Annotated in this window: 17 protein-coding genes; all 17 read right to left on the bottom strand. The window is 59.3% G+C overall.

Features of this window, described 5'->3' with window-relative positions:
• Positions 1–6: 6 nt before the first annotated feature.
• On the bottom strand, positions 7–1,026 hold the full coding sequence (gene fliG / locus AC1DIS_RS14640; protein ID WP_003184041.1) for a flagellar motor switch protein FliG: 1,020 nt from the start codon (positions 1,024–1,026) through the stop codon (positions 7–9).
• Complete coding sequence (fliF, locus tag AC1DIS_RS14635) at positions 1,019–2,806, bottom strand: flagellar basal-body MS-ring/collar protein FliF (protein WP_086945865.1); 1,788 nt, start codon at positions 2,804–2,806, stop codon at positions 1,019–1,021. Before fliF ends, fliG begins: the two co-directional genes overlap by 8 nt.
• A gap of 15 nt (positions 2,807–2,821) precedes the next feature.
• Positions 2,822–3,151: a flagellar hook-basal body complex protein FliE gene (fliE, locus tag AC1DIS_RS14630; protein ID WP_477744239.1), complete on the bottom strand. Its 330-nt coding sequence runs from the start codon at positions 3,149–3,151 to the stop codon at positions 2,822–2,824.
• 129 nt (positions 3,152–3,280) lie between these two features.
• Positions 3,281–4,666, bottom strand: a complete 1,386-nt coding sequence (gene fleR, locus AC1DIS_RS14625; RefSeq protein ID WP_477744238.1) for a sigma-54-dependent response regulator transcription factor FleR — start codon at positions 4,664–4,666, stop codon at positions 3,281–3,283.
• Between the two features lie 5 nt (positions 4,667–4,671).
• Positions 4,672–5,877: a sensor histidine kinase gene (locus tag AC1DIS_RS14620; RefSeq protein WP_477744287.1), complete on the bottom strand. Its 1,206-nt coding sequence runs from the start codon at positions 5,875–5,877 to the stop codon at positions 4,672–4,674.
• Between the two features lie 128 nt (positions 5,878–6,005).
• Positions 6,006–7,481, bottom strand: a complete 1,476-nt coding sequence (locus AC1DIS_RS14615) for a sigma-54 dependent transcriptional regulator (RefSeq protein WP_026345697.1) — start codon at positions 7,479–7,481, stop codon at positions 6,006–6,008.
• A gap of 172 nt (positions 7,482–7,653) precedes the next feature.
• Entirely contained in the window at positions 7,654–7,950 is a 297-nt protein-coding gene (gene fliT / locus AC1DIS_RS14610) for a flagellar protein FliT (protein WP_096479714.1), read from the bottom strand.
• Positions 7,951–7,960: 10 nt separating this feature from the next.
• A complete protein-coding gene (fliS, locus tag AC1DIS_RS14605; protein ID WP_064619487.1) occupies positions 7,961–8,356 on the bottom strand; it encodes a flagellar export chaperone FliS in 396 nt (131 codons plus the stop codon).
• A gap of 126 nt (positions 8,357–8,482) precedes the next feature.
• Complete coding sequence (gene fliD, locus AC1DIS_RS14600; protein ID WP_064619490.1) at positions 8,483–9,925, bottom strand: flagellar filament capping protein FliD; 1,443 nt, start codon at positions 9,923–9,925, stop codon at positions 8,483–8,485.
• Positions 9,926–10,007: 82 nt separating this feature from the next.
• Positions 10,008–10,373: a flagellar protein FlaG gene (locus AC1DIS_RS14595; RefSeq protein ID WP_007938606.1), complete on the bottom strand. Its 366-nt coding sequence runs from the start codon at positions 10,371–10,373 to the stop codon at positions 10,008–10,010.
• Between the two features lie 71 nt (positions 10,374–10,444).
• The gene (locus tag AC1DIS_RS14590; protein WP_019579566.1) at positions 10,445–11,290 is read right to left on the bottom strand and encodes a flagellin domain-containing protein; all 846 of its coding nucleotides are present in this window, start codon (positions 11,288–11,290) and stop codon (positions 10,445–10,447) included.
• Between the two features lie 250 nt (positions 11,291–11,540).
• On the bottom strand, positions 11,541–11,807 hold the full coding sequence (locus tag AC1DIS_RS14585) for a hypothetical protein (protein WP_477744236.1): 267 nt from the start codon (positions 11,805–11,807) through the stop codon (positions 11,541–11,543).
• Entirely contained in the window at positions 11,804–13,096 is a 1,293-nt protein-coding gene (locus AC1DIS_RS14580) for a motility associated factor glycosyltransferase family protein (protein ID WP_477744235.1), read from the bottom strand. The genes AC1DIS_RS14585 and AC1DIS_RS14580 overlap by 4 nt, the downstream gene beginning before the upstream one ends.
• 82 nt (positions 13,097–13,178) lie before the next feature.
• On the bottom strand, positions 13,179–14,105 hold the full coding sequence (locus AC1DIS_RS14575; protein ID WP_018925031.1) for a ketoacyl-ACP synthase III: 927 nt from the start codon (positions 14,103–14,105) through the stop codon (positions 13,179–13,181).
• Positions 14,106–14,334: 229 nt separating this feature from the next.
• On the bottom strand, positions 14,335–15,387 hold the full coding sequence (gene pseI, locus AC1DIS_RS14570) for a pseudaminic acid synthase (protein ID WP_064619507.1): 1,053 nt from the start codon (positions 15,385–15,387) through the stop codon (positions 14,335–14,337).
• The gene (gene pseG / locus AC1DIS_RS14565; protein ID WP_477744234.1) at positions 15,384–16,886 is read right to left on the bottom strand and encodes a UDP-2,4-diacetamido-2,4,6-trideoxy-beta-L-altropyranose hydrolase; all 1,503 of its coding nucleotides are present in this window, start codon (positions 16,884–16,886) and stop codon (positions 15,384–15,386) included. The genes pseI and pseG overlap by 4 nt, the downstream gene beginning before the upstream one ends.
• Positions 16,883–17,578, bottom strand: coding sequence for a pseudaminic acid cytidylyltransferase (gene pseF, locus AC1DIS_RS14560; RefSeq protein WP_064619514.1), 696 nt, complete (start codon positions 17,576–17,578; stop codon positions 16,883–16,885). The genes pseG and pseF overlap by 4 nt, the downstream gene beginning before the upstream one ends.
• Between the last annotated feature and the right edge of the window lie 2 nt (positions 17,579–17,580).

Here is a 17,580-nt window from a genome sequence, read left to right as displayed (position 1 = left end):
GTGACCTTAGATCATCTCTTCGCCGCCCTTCCCGCCGAGAACGATTTCTCCGGCTTCGGCCATACGGCGGGCAATGGTGAGGATTTCTTTCTGCGCCGTTTCCACGTCGCTGACACGCACCGGGCCTTTGGCCTCGAGGTCGTCGCGCAACAGTTCGGCCGCTCGTTTGGACATGTTCTTGAAGATCTTTTCCTTGACGCCTTCGTCCGAGCCTTTGAGGGCCAGCACCAGGACGTCCGAGGACACCTCGCGCAACAGCGCCTGAATACCGCGGTCGTCGACATCGGACAGGTTGTTGAACACGAACATGAGGTCTTCGATCTGACCGGACAAGTCTTCGTCGACTTCGCGGATCGAGTCCATCAACTGACCTTCGATCGAGCTGTCGAGGAAGTTCATGATGTCTGCCGCGCGCTTGATGCCACCCAGGGTGGTGCGCGAGGCATTCGAGTTGCCGGAGAACTGCTTCTCGAGAATCTGGTTGAGCTCTTTCAGGGCCGCCGGCTGCACGGTGTTCAGCGAAGACACCCGCAGGATGATGTCCAGCCGCACCTTATGGTCGAAGTTGCCCAGCACTTCACCGGCCTGGTCCGGATCAAGGTACGCCACTACGATCGCCTGGATCTGCGGGTGCTCGTAGCGGATCACGTCGGCGACGGCGCGCGGTTCCATCCACTTCAGACTGTCGAGGCCACTGGTGTTGCCGCCCAGCAGGATCCGGTCGATCAGGCCGTTGGCCTTGTCTTCGCCCAAGGCCTGGGTGAGCATTTTGCGCACGTAGTCATCGGAGCCGACGCCCAGGCTGGTCTGGTCGCCGACGATGTCGACGAACTCGCTCATGACCTGTTCGACCTGCTCGCGGTGCACGTTACCCATCTGGGCCATGGCCACGCCCACACGCTGGACCTCTTTGGGCCCCATGTGGCGCAGCACTTGTGCGGCATCCGTAGAACCCAGGGACAGCAGCAGGATCGCGGCTTTATCAACCCGGGACAGTTTGGCGACAGCGGCTCGGTTATCACTCATCTGCGTTAATCCACTCTTTCACGACCTGGGCCACGCGACCCGGATCTTCTGCCACCAGACTCTTGATTGCATTCAACTGTGCGTCATAGCCTTCGCTCGGGCTCGGCAGCAGGATGCTGGTCGGGCCACCGAGGCTGACGCGGTCGTTGGCCAGTTCGCCGTCCAGGCCGCCCATGCCACCGAGTTCCACGTCGCTGCCAAAGGCCGCGAGTTGCTTGTCTTTGCCCCCGCCGGTGATGTTCTTGAGCACCGGACGCAACACACCGAACACCAGCACCAGGATGAACAACACCCCCAGCACTTGCTTGACGATGTCCCAGAACCACGGCTGGGAGTAGAACGGAATCTCGGCGATCACTTCACCGCGCTCAGCAGAGAACGGCATGTTGATCACGCTGACGCTGTCGCCACGGCTGGCGTCGAAACCGACCGCGTCCTGCACCAGGCGAGTGAAGCGCGCCAATTCATCGGCGCTCCACGGCGCACGGGTGGTTTCGCCATTGGCTGCGTTGACCTTGACCTGATCGTCCACCACCACCGACACCGACAGGCGATTCAAACGGCCCTGCTGTTGTTTGGTGTGGCTGATGGAACGGTCGAGCTCGAAGTTCTTGGTGGATTGTTGACGCTTGTCGGCCGGGTACGGCGCCAGCATCGGCTGACCAGTGGCCGGGTCCATGATCTGCTGACCGTTGGCATCAAGCAGTGGCTGGCCTGGCTGCACCATGCCGGCCGACGCAGTGGCGCCACCAGTGGTTTGCGGCGCCGAGGCAGGCGACGGCGGCTGGTTGCTCAAGGCACCCGGCACACCTTGCGGGCCATTGCTGGCGGTACGTTGTTCGTTGACCGACTGCTCGCTGCGCAACGCCGGTTGATCCGGGTTGAACTGCTCGGAAGTCGATTCGACGGCGCTGAAATCCACATCGGCCGAGACTTCGGCTTTATAGCGGTCGTTGCCCAGCACCGGTTGCAGGATGTTATGCACGCGCTGAGTCAGCATGCTTTCCATGCGACGGCTGTAATCGAACTGCTTGCCGGCCATGGTCAGCTCGGAGTTTTCCGCCTGATCCGACAGCAGGTTGCCCTTCTGGTCGACAACGGTGATCTGCGATTTGCTCAGTTCGGGAACGCTGGTCGCCACCAGATTGATGATGGCGACGACCTGGCCCGGCTCCAGCGAGCGACCGGAATACAGTTCAACCAGAACCGAAGCGCTTGGCTTGCGCTCGTCACGCACGAACACCGAACTTTTCGGAATCGCCAGGTGCACGCGGGCACCCTTGACGTTGTTCAGGCTGGAGATGGTCCGGGCCAGTTCGCCTTCGAGGCCGCGACGATAGCGGGTCGCCTCCATGAACTGACTGGTACCCAGCCCCTGCTCCTTGTCGAGAATCTCGAAACCGATATTGCCGTCGCTGGGAGTGACACCAGCGGCCGCGAGCTTGAGCCGCGCACGGGACAGGTCATCGGCCTTGACCAGCAAGGCACCGGAATTCGGTTCGACGGTATAGGGAATGTCGGCGGCGGCCAGGGTTTCCATGACCTGTTTGGCGTCCATGCCGGCAAGGCTGCCGTATAGAGGCCGGTAGTCCGGCTGCTGGGACCACAACACCACGGCAAAACCAATCGCCACGCTCGCAGCCAGGCCGACCAACAGGCCCACCTGACGCAACATGGTCATCTCGGAGAGGTTTTCCAGGAAAGACAACCCGAACAGCGGCGGTTTGCCGTCTATTGGAGTGGCCTTGGCCGGAACATTATCGGCGATTGCTTCTGCCATGACTCAATCTCGTCCTTAAACCGGCATCTGCATGATGTCTTGGTAAGCCTGAACCAGCTTGTTACGCACTTGGGTCAGTGCCTGAAAAGACACGCTGGCCTTCTGTGAGGAAATCATCACGTCCGTCAGGTCGACGCCGCTTTTACCGATCTCGAAGGCACTGGCCAACTGATTGGACGCCTGCTGGGTGTCGTTCACTTTATTGACGGCCTGACCGAGCATGTCGGCAAAGCTGCTGCCACCCGCTTCAGGGACTGCGGCAGTCGATTTCGGCGCAGACATGGCATCCATTTGCATGGCGCGCATATCCAGCATCAACCGGTTGAATTCAATACCTTGGCTCATGGTCTGCTCTCTTTGGCTACTCGCAATTTTTTGACACTCACTCGGCGAGTAGTGAGGTGTTAGCAACAAGGGTGCCAGCTCCGTGGCCGCTCTAAACAAAAGCTCTCCTGTGCTTTTGTTTGCCGACCGTTACGTGGCGAACAAATACGCTTCCACATCCATTCCGGCATCGCGCATCTGCGCCAGCTTGTAGCGCAAGGTGCGCGGGCTGATGCCCAGTCGCTCGGCGGCTTCTTTGCGGCGGCCGCGCTCGGCGCGCAAGGTGTCGATGATCATTTGGAACTCACGGCGCCGCAGGTCATCGCCGAGGGCGCCCGCCGATTCGACTTCGACTTCCACTGCTCGTGCAGGCGCCGGCGCCAATGCTGGCAATGGCGCACACGCCACGGGCCCGGCCAGACAAAAATCCTGCGGCTGGATCAAACCGCCCTGCTGCAGAATCAAGGCCCGCTGGATCGCGTTATCCAGTTCACGCACGTTGCCCGGCCACGGATAGCCGATCAGGCAGGCCTGCGCCTCGGGCGAAAGCTTTGCCGCGGCATGCTTCATTTTATTGACGTGTTTGGCCAGCAGGCGCTCGGCCAGCGGCAGGATGTCGGCGGTGCGCTCACGCAACGGACGCCAGGCCAACGGGAACACCGACAGGCGATAGTAAAGATCTTCGCGGAAACGCCCCGCCGCCACTTCACCGGCCAGGTCACGGTTAGTGGTAGCGACCACTCGAATATCCAGCGTGATCGGCTTGCGTGCGCCGACTCGTTCGACTTCGCGCTCCTGCAATACGCGCAGTAACTTGGCCTGCAGGCCGAGGGGCATTTCAGAAATTTCATCGAGCAGGATCGTCCCGCCATCGGCCTGCTCGAACTTGCCGGCCTGCGCCGCGATGGCGCCGGTGAACGAACCTTTTTCGTGACCGAACAAAGTGGCTTCAAGCATGTTGTCCGGAATCGCTGCGCAGTTGATCGCAATGAATGGCTGACTGGCGCGATGGGAGTGCTGATGGATGTAACGCGCCAGCACTTCCTTGCCGGTCCCGGACTCACCGGAGATCAACACCGTGGAATCACTGCGCGCCACGCGCGCGGCCAATTCCAGCAATTGCGCACTGGCCGGCTCGAACGCCACAGGCCCCTCGCTCTCGGTCGCGCCGAGATTGCCCAAGGCGTGACGCGCCACCAGGTCGAGCAAGGCTTTGGGCTCGAACGGCTTGACCAGGTAATCCGCCGCACCCTGACGCATGGCGTCGACCGCACGTTCGACCGCACCGTGAGCGGTCATCAACAACACCGGCAGTTGCGGCTGACGAGCCCGCAGCAATCCAAGCAGCTGATGACCGTCCATGCCCGGCATGTTGACGTCACTGACCACCAGGCTAAATGCCTCGGCGCCAACCGCAGCCAGCGCCTCTTCCGCCGAACCGACCGCCTTGTAAGCGTGTCCGGCAAGCACCAGCGTATCGGCCAGTGCTTCCCGTAGCGCGCGATCGTCCTCGACCAGTAAAACCTTGATGGCCATGTCCTTCACTTCACTCCCTGAGCGCAGGGCTGCTCACCCGCAAAAAGCGGCAGGATCACCTGCGCGCAAGTACCGCGCCCCGGCCGCGAACGTAACTGCAATTCTCCCTGATGAGCACGGGCCACTGCCTTGACCACGGTCAGCCCCAGACCGGTGCCGGTGGTTTTGGTGGTGAAAAACGGCTCGCCCAAACGTGCCAATACCTTCGTGTCGATACCACTGCCGCTGTCGCTGACCGATACGCGCAGGTTGTTGTCGCGGGTATACAGATGAACTTTCAAACGGACGTCGCCGGCGCTGGCCTGAATGGCGTTTTCGATCAGATTGAGGATCGCCCCGACCAGCGTGTCGCGATTGCACAGCAACTCACCGGCATGACTGTCGCATTGCCAGCGCACCGGCAGATCCTGAACAAGAGTCAGCGCCGCCGCTTGCAGCGACTGCATCAGCATTTTTGGAGTGACACGATCGGTCAACGGCAGCTCACCGCGAGCGAACACCAGCATGTCGCGCACCTGGTGTTCCAGCTCATGCAGTCGCTCTTTCAGGCGGCCGGCAAAACGCTGCTGCGTGGCGACCGGTAGTTCCTGCTCAGTCAAATGACTGGCATAGAGCAACGCGGCGGACAACGGCGTACGAATCTGATGGGCCAACGAGGCGACCATGCGACCGAGCGACGACAGGCGCTCATGGCGGGCCAGTTGATCTTGCAGATGACGGGTTTCAGTCAGGTCGTTGAGCAACACCAACTGACCGGGTTCGGCATCCAGCGAGCGGGTTGCGATYGACAGGCGCCGACCGTCCTTGAGGGAGATTTCGTGACCGTCATCTTCGCGCGGCGCAAAGCATCGCGCAATGACGTGGCGCCACAACTCGCCTTCGAGGGGTAAGCCGAGCAGCTCACACGCAGCAGGATTGGCTTCACGCACGATGCCTTGGGCGTCGATGACGATGACGCCGCCGGGCAATAGATCGAGGAGGTTTTGCAGCCGGTTGGCCAGACGCTCTTTTTCCGCCAGCTCCTGCATGCGCTGGGCGCTGACCACCGCCAGCTCACCCTTGAGCTCGGTGACCCGGGCTTCGAGCATGCTGTAGGAATCGGTCAATTGGCTCGACATCTGGTTGAACAGCGCAAACGCCTGCTCAAGGCCAAGCCGGCTTGCCTGCTCTACGGACGACGGTTGCCCCGAAACATCAGGGACAGGAGACATCTGGGCGGCTTGGGGCATTGTGCTCTCTCGCGTGGTTGACCGTCAGTTAAACGGAACGTTGCGAGGGATGTAGCAATACCCGTGCCTAAAAAAAACTGCCTATAAATGAAGGGGTTGAAAAACAGGCGTCAATCATCCGCCTGTTCATCACCATCACGACGGCTCATGCCGTACTTGCGCATCTTCTCCACCAGGGTCGTGCGACGAATACGCAGCCGTTCGGCCGCCCGCGCCACAATGCCGTTGGCGTCATCCAGCGCCTGCTGAATCAACCCTTGCTCCAGACCGCCGAGGTAGTCTTTCAGGTCCAGGCCTTCCGGCGGGAGCAGCGCATTGGCGGTGAAGTCCGGGGTATGACCGTTGATGGCCACCCGCTCTTCGAGATCACTGCGCAGGCTGTCGACCAACTGCTCGTCTTCGTCATCGACGTAGCGGAATTTCTTCGGCAACTCGACCACGCCGATCACCCCGTACGGGTGCATGATCGCCATGCGCTCCACCAAGTTGGCCAGCTCGCGAACGTTGCCCGGCCAGCCGTGACGGCACAGCGACATGATCGCCGCCGAGTTGAACCGGATCGACCCGCGCTTCTCGTGCTCCATGCGCGAGATCAACTCGTTCATCAGCAACGGGATGTCTTCGACGCGCTCACGCAACGGCGCCATCTCGATCGGGAACACGTTCAGGCGATAGTAGAGGTCTTCGCGGAACGTGCCGATCTCGATCATGCTTTCGAGATTCTTGTGGGTTGCCGCGATGATCCGCACATCGACGCTTTGGGTCTTGTTGCTGCCCACGCGCTCGAACGTGCGCTCCTGCAAGACGCGCAACAGCTTGACCTGCATCGGCAACGGCATGTCGCCAATTTCGTCGAGGAACAGCGTACCGCCGTTGGCCAGCTCGAAACGCCCGGCACGGCTGGTGATCGCCCCGGTGAAGGCACCCTTCTCGTGACCGAACAATTCGCTTTCCAGCAACTCGGCCGGAATCGCCCCGCAGTTGACCGGAACGAACGGCGCTTCACGACGCTTGGAGTGGTAGTGCAGATTGCGCGCGACCACTTCCTTGCCAGTGCCGGACTCACCGAGGATCAGCACGCTGGCGTCGGTGTCGGCGACTTGCTGCATCATCTGACGGACGTGTTGAATCGCCCGGCTGGTGCCGACAAGGCTGCGGAAAAGATTCGGTTCACGGTGACGACCGCGCTCACGGGCCTGGTCATACATCTCGCGATAGACCTGGGCACGGTGCAACGAATCGAGCAGTTTGCTGTAGCTGGGCGGCATTTCGAGCGTCGAAAGCACTCGGCGACGCTGGTCTTCCGGCAAGTCAATGGAAGAATTATCGCCCATTAACAAAACTGGAAGGAACTCATCCCAGGTTGAGAGTGTCTTTAACAGGCCCAAAAGTGCACCAGGAGCATTTACCGTCCCGATGAGGACACAGATTACTTCACGACTTGATGACAGAGAGCCGACCGCCTGCTGCCAGTCATGGCTGCCACAGGGTAAATTTTCTTCGCCGAGAAAATTTAAAATCACCGCCAAATCGCGGCGGCGGACGCTATCGTCATCAATCAGCAGAATTTTGGTTTCACGCCACATGCAATAGCAACTTCCCTAGTCAACTCAATGCCCAAAATGAGGGGCAAGCTAGACGCTTGCAGACACGTTGTGCCTGTAGACGCCTGAAATCTGGAACCAGCCACTAGTTAAGTCAAAAAACCGTGCACAGTCAAATTTATGGCGCACTATGTTTGGATTAACTGAGGGTTAATTAACCAAACAGATGGTAAACCTTTGCCGCGTTCTGTGCTTGGTGGATCTGCGACATCTCGTCGACTATCGCTTGTCGCTCCCCCGTCGCCGCTTCCAGGAGCTGTTTATACACCCCCAGCAACTCCTCCAGGTTTTCGCGCAACGCGGTCTCGTCCACCGAAGCTTCACTCAAGACGTCTTCCATGCAGGAACGGCAAGCCAGGTCCAATTCACCGATGGCTTCCCAGTTACGCTCGGCCAATGCCTCGACCAGGGCGTCCCGGGTTTGTTCGATTCGCTGCAATACAAGACTCATGGTGATCTCCTTAAAACTGGGGAGCAGGTGCGCCAATAGCATCCCAACCGTCTTTCACCGTGCGAAGCAAATCGGCAACTTCGTCGAGGATTTTCGGATCGGTCTTGAGGTTGGCTTCTGCCAGGCGTTTCATCATGTAAGCATAGAGATTGTCCAACTCACCAACGGACTCCGCCTGCTTCTCCAGGTCCAATCCCTCTCGCAAACCACCGATAATGCCGATGGCCTTGCCGATTAGAACACCCTTGCTGGCGACATCCTTGCGCTCCATGGCGCCTTTAGCCTGAGCGATGCGATCCAGACCGCCTTCCATAAGCATTTGCACCAGACGATGAGGGCTGGCCTCGGAAGTCTGGGCTTGCGCGCCAATCTTCTGGTACTGCCGAAGGGCTAACATCGGGTTCATGCTGTACCTCATCTAAACTCTGTGATTCGTATAATTAGGCTATCGACATAGCGTCAAAAATCTTTAGCCCGAAACTAAAAAAGCCCGACAAGCGGAATCCGCTGCCGGGCTTTTGGCGTTTATGCGCTATGAAGCGTTTTTCTGCGCATTCATCGCGTCGAACATCGAAGTGATATTGCTCGCCGTTGCCTTCAGCTTGCCGACAAGGGTATCCATGTCGTTGTACTTTTTGGTCAGCACCGCCGTCAGCGTCTCGACCCGACGATCCAGGGCTGCCTGCTGGTTGGCCAGATTGCTCTTGGCCTTGGACAGGTTGCTCGAACGGGTGTCGAGGATCCCCTCACTGCCAGTGATCGTGTAAGGGGTGATGGCATCGTTCATGCGCGTGAGCAGCCCCTTGGCGGCATCGCCAGTCGCCGTCGGATCGCCCAGGAACAGCTTCTGAACCTCACCACCGAGCTTCTGGGTGTCCATCGCATTGGTGAACTTGGCGCTATCGAAATCCAGCGCACCGGTTTTCTGATTGGTGGTGATACCCAATTGCGACAGAACAGTGAGCTTGTCGCCAGCACCGGTAGTCACCAACGGTGAACGAATCGATGCCATGATACCGCGCGCCAATGGGTCACCGGTCAGTGCAGCAGCAACGGTCAGCTTGCCGTCTGCATCCAGGGATGGCTTGGTCAACGTATTTACACTGGTCACAACCTGGTTATAAGCGTCGACGAAAGCTTGAATGGACTTTTTCAGACCATCACTGTTCGGACCGACCGTCACCGTCGTGGTTACATCACCACCGGCGACCAGATTGAGGGTCAAGCCAGAAACAGCCGAGTCAACCTTGTTGCTTTTGCTGGTCAGCGCGAGCCCGTCCACGGTGAAATTGGCGTCCTTCGCGAAATCGCCGATAGCACCAGCCGAAGTCGCTGTCGGTGTTGCGCCCATTTGCTGGCCGGCATTGATTTCCAGACCCGCAATACCGCTGAGGGTGATATCGGAACCGGCACCGGTCGCCGTGGAACCCATCACCAGACGCGAGCCAAACGAGTCAGTCACGATGTTGGCACTGAAGCCATTCGCGCCCTGCTGGGTGTTGATCGCATCGCGAACCGATTGCAACGTCGCGCCCGCCGGAATGGTGACAGAACTGGATACGCCGTTTTGCGTGATATTGAGCGTGCCGCTCGCAATGGCACTGCTGGCGCCGCCGGCAAAGGCTGCGGTGGCCACTTTGGACGAGGTCGCAAGGTTAGAGACCTTGACCACGTAAGAGCCGTTGACGGCGGTGTTGCTGGCCACAGCGGTCAATACTTTCGCGTCGGCGGAAGTGGCGTTGTAGCCGAGGAATTGCGGAGCCTGCGTATCTTGCAGCTTCTTGATCGCAGCCTGGAAGTTCGCCAGGACACTTTTGAGAGTACCAATACCGGAAATCTGCGCAGTGTTGGTGGTCGTCTGACGATCGATCTGATTCTGCTTGGCCGCCTTGTCGGCGTTGACCAGAGCCTTGACGATATCACCGGTATTAATACCGGAACCTAAGCCCGTGCCCGGTAGAATTGGACTTGCCATGTGGAACTCCCTTCAGTGTGTCGCCGGCCTTTTGACCACTACAACGCCCAAAAGAACATAGCAACAAAATTCGTGCCAGTTGTCAGACTTTTGCGCTGAACAACAGGCTGCTTGCATCATTCAAACTGTTCGCCAGCTTAAGGACTTCTTCGTTGGGGATTTGACGAATCACCTCACCGGAGTCACTGGCAATCACTTTGACCACAACTTTGCCTGAAGGCTCGTCAATCGAGAACTCCAGGTTACGCTTGACCGACTGAACGAACTTTTCGATTTCCTGAACGGCCATCTTCAGTTTTTCCTGCTCGGTCTGGTCTTTTTTACCTTCTTCCTTGACGGTAACCACTGGCGCAGTTTCCGCTCGAGGCTTTTCCGCAGGCTTATCGGCAACAGTCGTCGCCTGCTGTGCCGCAGGATAAGACAAGTTCAGCTTGACGCTCATATCCATGTCCATCACCTCTTAAAGTAAAAAGCGAGAGAGCGCGACAAGCGCACTCCCCCGCCAAAACTCATCGGCTATTACTGAAGCAGTTTCAGTACAGCGGATGGCAGTTGGTTGGCCTGAGCCAGAACTGCGGTGGAAGCTTGTTGCAGAGTTTGTTGCTTGGTCAGCTGTGCAGTTTCAGCAGCGAAGTCGGTATCTTGTACGCGGCTCAGTGCAGCACTGGCGTTTTCGTTGATGTTCTGCAGGTTGGAGATGGTGGTCGAGAAACGGTTTTGAGCAGCACCCAGGTCAGCGCGAGTGGCGTTGATGTTTGCCAGAGCAGCGTCGATAGCCGAGATAGAGGCATCAACGTTGGTGTGGTTAGTAGCGTTGGAAGTACCGGAAATAACAGTACCGGTCATACCCAGGGCGCTGGCGTCGAAGCTGGTCGACAGGGTCAGAGTGATCTGGTTGTCGGAAGTAGTGTTCGAACCTACCTGGAACTGCATCGCACCTGCAGTACCGTCGATCAGCGCTTTACCGTTCAGGTTGGTCGACTGAGCGATACGGGTCAGTTCAGCAACCGACTGTTGGTATTCTTTGTCCAGAGCGGTACGGTCAGCAGTGCCGTTGGAGTCGTTTCGCGATTGCACTGCGATTTCACGCATACGCTGCAGAATGTTGGTCGACTCTTGCAGAGCGCCTTCAGCGGTCTGAGCGATCGAAACACCGTCGTTGGCGTTTTTGATAGCCATGGTCTGGCCACGGATCTGCGAAGTCATACGGGTAGCGATCTGCAGGCCGGCGGCGTCGTCTTTGGCGCTGTTGATTTTCAGGCCGGAGGACAGGCGGGTCATCGAAGTCGACAGTGCGTCGGACGCACGGTTCAGGTTCTTCTGAACACTCAGGGAAGTAGTGTTAGTGTTTACTGTTAAAGCCATGACGAATTCCTCGTTGGTTGGGTACTGCGGCTTCCGGCCCTGGCAACCGCCCGGTATGGCCTAGAGAACCTTCGTAATAGTTATCGTCGCCAATGCAGGTTGCTTGAGGGGATTTTTGAAATTTTTTGCCATCACCCTGCCACCCCCTGTAAAACCGAGGCTTAGCGACGATCCAACCACCAAAAAATGACGCCAGAGAACTGCCACCCCCCCTTTCTTACAGCCCCGCTCCCGCTGATCTGTCACGGCATTACGCGGAATTGACAGCCATCAGCAAATCGACCAGTTCGTATTCAAGGTAATCCGCCAGCGCCAGCCAGTCCTGTCGTTCCTGGCTATCCAGCATGCCTGTCAGCAATGCCATCCACTGGGTTGCGATCTGGCTGCCTGCCCCGCCGACCCGCGACTGCACTTGCTCCGCCACCTCGACCATGACCAGCGCGGCCTCGACATCCCTTCCCAGGCGAAACAACGCTGAACATTGCCGGGCCTGATCGACGAGTAGCACTTCGCTCATCGACTGAACTCCGGATGAAATGTCGTGCCGGCAATCATGGCCCCGGCTCGACTGCTGTTGTAGAAGACGACGTGTGGATTCGCAGCGATATAGCGCTCCAGCTCACACAGGTAGCTGCGGAAATTGAGCTGGGTCTTGATCCGCTGCCCATGCCCGTCCAATACCCAATGGCGAGCCGCGCCCAGTTGGGGGCCAAGGTCGCCGTCATTCCAGCCGGCATGGGTCTTGTTGTTGGGGAACGCGAAGTCAGCCCCGAACAGCGTGATCTGACTGGCACCCATTTTCACCGCCAGGTCCACCGCCGGATGAATCACGCTGCCGCCTGCAAACAGCTCTGCCCGTGGGAGCTGCGCGCGCAGATCCCGAAAAACCGGGCTTGCCGAGTAGGCGACATAGCGTTTGCCTTGCCAGGCCTGCAAGACGGCAGGGGCCACCAGCGGCATGTAGACCAGCGTGATGTTTGCGCTGTCCTCGGGCGGCAGATGGCGCAGCGAGATACGCTGATCGATCGTGACGACCACATCCGGCTTGATACCATTTTCGATCAGCGGCCTATAAGCGGTATCGACACAAACGAACAGTGGTCGCGGGGTCTGGCCGCGAATTGATCGCAAGGTCACGAAGTGCTGTTCCAGGCTCGGCCCGGTGGCGATGACAAACATCGGCTGGCCAGCGTGTGCTGCGAACAATTGTGCGGCGTCACTATCGACGCGGATCTGTTCGACACTTTCCAGCAGGCGCGTCGCTATTTCCGGATTGTCCGGATCGAACTCACGGTTGTTGAACGTCAGATGGGTTTCGCTGATCAAGCGGTCGCGAATCTTCGCGTTGAAGTCATCGGCCAGCACCAGCTCCGAAGGCAGGGCAAAGAACGGCAAACAAATCTCAGCTAAATCACCGGCGTAGTGCAGCTCGACCCGCGAATCGCTGAGCCACGGCTGCTGATCGAGTAATTGCAACACCAGCGCAAACACTGCGCCGTTAAGGATATGTACGTGTAACTGAATCAGCTCCGAACGCTGCAGCAGTTCCAGTTGCAGATCACCCAGCCCCGTGCCATAAACGTGCAACACTGGACTGTCGACCGGCAGGCTTTCGGCTTGAAGCTGCGCTTCACGGGTACGGTCATGGCGACTGGTCAACTGGATGCCGTTGATGCTCAGGGTCGAGCCGAGCCCTTCCACCAGATCGGCCTGCAACGGGCCCGGATCTTCAGACAGCAGACGCTCAGCCACGGCCGGCCAGCGACGCTGAATGAGTTCGGCGTTGGGTTGAAAAAACTCGCTCATGGCGCCTCGCTGTGATTCGGGCAAAAAAATAGCGCTCAAGGTTACACCTTGAGCGCTTTTTTTGTGTCCGGCTTTTAGAAGATCAAGGGCGATAGATGATCGCCGAACCCCAGGACAAACCAACACCAAAACCGCTGAGTGCCACACGCTTCCACTTGGAATCGAGCACGTGTTTTTCCAGCAGCAATGGAATGCTCGACGACACGGTGTTACCGGTCTCGACCATGTCCTTGAGGAACTTCTCGGGCTCGCCTTCGAAGCGTCGCGCCACGGCATCGACAATCGCCGCACTGCCCTGGTGAATGCAGAAGGCATCGATATCGTCGGCCGTCAGACCCGAGTCGCCCAGCAGCTCGTGCAAATGCGCAGGGACTTTGAGCAGCGCGAAGTTGAAGACCTGACGGCCATTCATGAAGAACACCCCGTCGGTGACCTTCAGGTGCGGCGCACCGGAACCGTCGGTGCCGAACTTGGCCTTGCCCAACTGCCATGGAGCGTCTTCGCCCATCCAGGTGGCGGTGGCGGCATCGCCGAACAACATGGTGGTGTTGCGGTCTTCCGGGTCGACGATCTTCGAATACGGATCGGCGGTCACCAGCAAGCCATTCTTCAGGCCTGCGGCTTCCATAAAGCCCTTGATRGCGTAGATGCCGTAGACGTAACCGGAGCAGCCCAGGGAGATATCGAACGCGGCCACGGTCGTCGGCAGGCCCAGCTTGTCCTGAACGATGGCGGCGGTGTGCGGCAGGCCTTCTTCGTCGCCGTTCTGGGTCACGACGATCAGCACGTCGATGGCTTCACGCTTCAATTCAGGGTTGTTGGCGAACAGCGCGTTGACTGCTTCGACACACAGGTCCGAGGTTTCTTGCCCGGCGTCTTTGCGCGGCAGGAAAGCCGAACCGATCTTGCCCAGGATGAACTCTTCATCCTTCTCGAATTTTGCACCTTGTGCGTAATTGTCCACGCCGGCTACAGGAACGTAGCTCGCAATGCTCTTTATGCCAATCATTACGGCTTCCCAATAATAAACAGCCCAATACCACCGCTCGCAAGGAATCGAGGGGCGCCGACAAACAACGAATAACGTCGCCCTCAACGAGGTGACAGCGGGAAGAGTAAAAGGCCATCACTGAGCCAAAAGCAGGCCAGGCGCCCTCTTCCCTATTTATACAATACAGTGAAGATGCGCGTAATGACTCGCAGGTCACGCTATTTTGCCGAATCAGCCCCACAAGCGGTTATTCGACCAGCGACCAGTCCAGCGGCGTTCCGCGCTTGATGGCCTGGCGGGCACGGCGGCCCAGAAGGGTTTCAGCGTGTTTCGGGGCCAGCCCCAGGCCCGGACGGATGGCCCGCAGATTGGCGGCGGTAAATGGCTCTCCGGCGATCATGTCCTGGGTGACATACAGCGACCGGCGGTACACCAGGGACTTGCGCTCGGCGTCAGTCACGCCGTAATGCACCTGGCCCATGGCCTGCCAGGCGCGCTCGGTTTCGACCACCAGGCTGGCGAGTTCGGCCGGTTCCAGCGAGAAACTGGCATCCACGCCTCCGGCGGCACGGTCGAGGGTGAAGTGTTTTTCCACCACCGTCGCCCCCAGCGCTACGGCGGCGACAGACACCCCGACACCCATCGAATGGTCGGACAAACCGACTTCACAGCCAAACAACTCACGCAGATGAGGAATCGTGCGCACGTTGCTGTTGGCGGGCGTCGCCGGGTAAGTGCTGGTGCACTTGAGCAACACCAGATCCTTGCAACCGGCCTCACGGGCGGCACGCACGGTTTCATCGAGCTCGGCGATGCTGGCCATGCCGGTGGAAATGATCAGCGGCTTGCCGGTGGCCGCAACCCGACGAATCAACGGCAGATCAGTGTTCTCGAAGCTGGCGATCTTGTAGGCCGGCACATCGAGGCTCTCGAGGAAGTCCACCGCGGTGTCATCGAACGGTGTGGAGAACGCCAGCATGCCCAGCTCTTTGGCCCGGGCGAAAATCGGCGCGTGCCATTCCCACGGCGTGTGGGCCTTTTCGTACAGCGCATACAGCGAAGAACCGGCCCACAAGCTGTTGGGGTCCTTGATGAAGAACTCGCCTTCGGACAAGTCCAGGGTCATGGTCTCGGCGGTGTAGGTTTGCAGCTTCAAGGCATGGGCGCCGGCCTTGGCCGCGGCTTCGACGATTTTTATCGCCATGTCCAGCGACTGGTTATGGTTGCCGCTCATCTCGGCAATGATGAACGGCGGCGCATCGGCACCGATCGAGCGATTACCGATCTTGAAACTGGTCATTGTTCTGGATCCTTCAACACGCGCGTGAACGCGCAAGCACTCTGAGTAAAACCACCCTCGCGGAAAACCTTCAGCGATGGCTGATTGGCCGGCAGCACCTGAGCGGTGATGGCCTCAAGTTGTGGCCAATGCGCCGTGACGAACGCTTCGCCCCGCGCCAGCAGCGCCCTGCCCCAGCCCAGGCCGAATCGGCCTTCGAACAGATAGATCGAGACCTCGGCCCGAGTACCGTCAAGGTCATAGCGCAGCATACCGACCGGGCCGTCATCCGCCTCGGCAATCAACAGCAGTCGCTGAGGGTTGTTCAGGCTCGCGGCCAACCAGACCTGATGCCGCTGCCAATCGATGGCGTGGGTGTCCAGCGACCAGCGCCGTACTGCCTCGGCATTACGTCCCTCGAACAACAATTGCGCATCGTCCGGATCGGCTCGACGCACCTGCAGTACCGCTCCCGCCAGTGCTGCCGCCACCCGCTGCGCGCCACGGCCATCGACCAACTGCCGTGAGCGTTCGGCCATACTTTGACGAAAACCTTGATTGCCTACGACAAAACCGATGGCTTGGCGCAACTGCTCGACGCTGACATGCTCGCGGTTGCCCAGGAACACATGAGCGCCCGAGGTCGCCATCACCTCGCCGTTGGCCTGCTGATTATTCGAGACCGCAATGCAAATCGTCGGCAGCCCCATGGCCGCCCGCTCCCAACTGGTGCCGCCACCGGCACCGATAAACAGGTCAGCCTCGGTCATCAGCCGATAGAAATCGCTGACAAAACTGTGCAGGCGCCAGTTCGGACGATACGCCGCCAGCGCCTGCATCTGCTCCCAGGCCGGGTTGTTGGCCCCCGCCACGAAATCGACCTCCAGCTCATGAAGGTCCGCCAGCGCCAACATCGCGTGGTGGGTCTGCATGGCCGCATCGAAGCCGCCGAAGTTCACCAATACTCGCCTGGCCCGAGGCTTGATCTCGACCGCCGGGCAGCAGAACTCATCGCGCAACATCGCAAAACGTGGACCGAGCAAGGTCTGGCAGTCGGGCGTCAGCAGCGAGGCATAAGCCTCTGGGGTGCCCGACAGATTTTGATTGAGCAGCAGATCAACGCGGTACTGCCGAGTGGCCAGGTCATCCACCGCGGCGATCCGTGATGCCCAGCGACGGGCCGCAGTCTGCCAGTGATGATCGAGGCCATAGTGGTCGACGATGATCCAGTCGAAAGCCGGATGGCTTTCCAGGGCTTGCGCCAGCGCGGCGATGTCCGCCTGCCAGGGCAGCATCGATTCGATGGCCTGCTGCGGATCTTCATCGGGGTAGCGTGCCGGCAGCGCGAAGGTCTCGAAGCCCTCGCTTGCCAGGCTGTCCAGTCGATGCCCCGGCAGCAGGCGACAGGCGAAGGCAACGTGCGTGCCCTGCTTGCGCAACACCCTGGCCAGGGTCAGACAGCGGGCGATATGGCCGCTGCCAATGGTTGGCGACGCGTCAGCGCGGATCAGTATCCTCATTGCAACTCACCACCAGCCTTCAATGCGGCGTAAAGGTATTCGGCGCGTTTCCAGTCTTCAAGGGTGTCGATGTCCTGTACCAGGTAGCGCGGCAGAATCACCGGCAGGCTCGCTGGCGAGAACAGTGCATCACCACGCAACCAGGCCTCGCTGCGTCCCCAGTAGAACTGGCCGGCGTCTTGAAAGGCTTCGGGCAAGTCCTGGGAGCGGGTGTCACGAAACTCCGGATAGAGCGAGGTCAGGGCGCCCTGCGCGTCGAGGGTCAAGGCCCGCTGCACCGGAAAACCAAAACCGGTGACTGAAAACGCGAAAGACTTGTCCGGGTGCTGCACCAGCAACTCATGCCCCTGACGCAGATAACGCGCTTGCAACAACGGCGCCGTCGCATAGATGCAGCAGGCATGGTCGAACGGTGGCAATTGATTCAAGGCATGCACAATCACTGCCGCAGTCCCGGTGAAATCGTCAGCCAGTGCCGAAGGCCGCATGAACGGCACCTGAGCGCCATTGGCTCGTGCGACGTCGGCGATTTCCTCATCGTCGGTACTGACGATCACCTGGTCGAACAGGCGCGACTCCAACGCCGTGCGAATCGAACGGACGATCATCGGCACGCCGTCGAACGGCTTGAGGTTCTTGCGCGGGATTCGCTTGCTGCCACCACGGGCCGGAATGATCGCAACACAGCTCAAGA

The organism is Pseudomonas sp. 05N433, assembly GCF_056396925.1.
The sequence above is the reverse complement of the archived record's forward strand: the minus strand, read 5'-3'. Positions and strand labels throughout refer to the sequence as shown.

Bases quoted from the DNA above. Each gene is read 5' to 3' on its own strand.
- fliG (WP_003184041.1), bottom strand. From the start codon at position 1,026: ATGAGTGATAACCGAGCCGCTGTCGCCAAACTGTCCCGGGTTGATAAA.
- fliF (WP_086945865.1), bottom strand. From the start codon at position 2,806: ATGGCAGAAGCAATCGCCGATAATGTTCCGGCCAAGGCCACTCCAATA.
- fliE (WP_477744239.1), bottom strand. From the start codon at position 3,151: ATGAGCCAAGGTATTGAATTCAACCGGTTGATGCTGGATATGCGCGCC.
- fleR (WP_477744238.1), bottom strand. From the start codon at position 4,666: ATGGCCATCAAGGTTTTACTGGTCGAGGACGATCGCGCGCTACGGGAA.
- AC1DIS_RS14615 (WP_026345697.1), bottom strand. From the start codon at position 7,481: ATGTGGCGTGAAACCAAAATTCTGCTGATTGATGACGATAGCGTCCGC.
- fliT (WP_096479714.1), bottom strand. From the start codon at position 7,950: ATGAGTCTTGTATTGCAGCGAATCGAACAAACCCGGGACGCCCTGGTC.
- fliS (WP_064619487.1), bottom strand. From the start codon at position 8,356: ATGAACCCGATGTTAGCCCTTCGGCAGTACCAGAAGATTGGCGCGCAA.
- fliD (WP_064619490.1), bottom strand. From the start codon at position 9,925: ATGGCAAGTCCAATTCTACCGGGCACGGGCTTAGGTTCCGGTATTAAT.
- AC1DIS_RS14595 (WP_007938606.1), bottom strand. From the start codon at position 10,373: ATGGATATGAGCGTCAAGCTGAACTTGTCTTATCCTGCGGCACAGCAG.
- AC1DIS_RS14590 (WP_019579566.1), bottom strand. From the start codon at position 11,290: ATGGCTTTAACAGTAAACACTAACACTACTTCCCTGAGTGTTCAGAAG.
- AC1DIS_RS14585 (WP_477744236.1), bottom strand. From the start codon at position 11,807: ATGAGCGAAGTGCTACTCGTCGATCAGGCCCGGCAATGTTCAGCGTTG.
- AC1DIS_RS14580 (WP_477744235.1), bottom strand. From the start codon at position 13,096: ATGAGCGAGTTTTTTCAACCCAACGCCGAACTCATTCAGCGTCGCTGG.
- pseI (WP_064619507.1), bottom strand. From the start codon at position 15,387: ATGACCAGTTTCAAGATCGGTAATCGCTCGATCGGTGCCGATGCGCCG.
- pseG (WP_477744234.1), bottom strand. From the start codon at position 16,886: ATGAGGATACTGATCCGCGCTGACGCGTCGCCAACCATTGGCAGCGGC.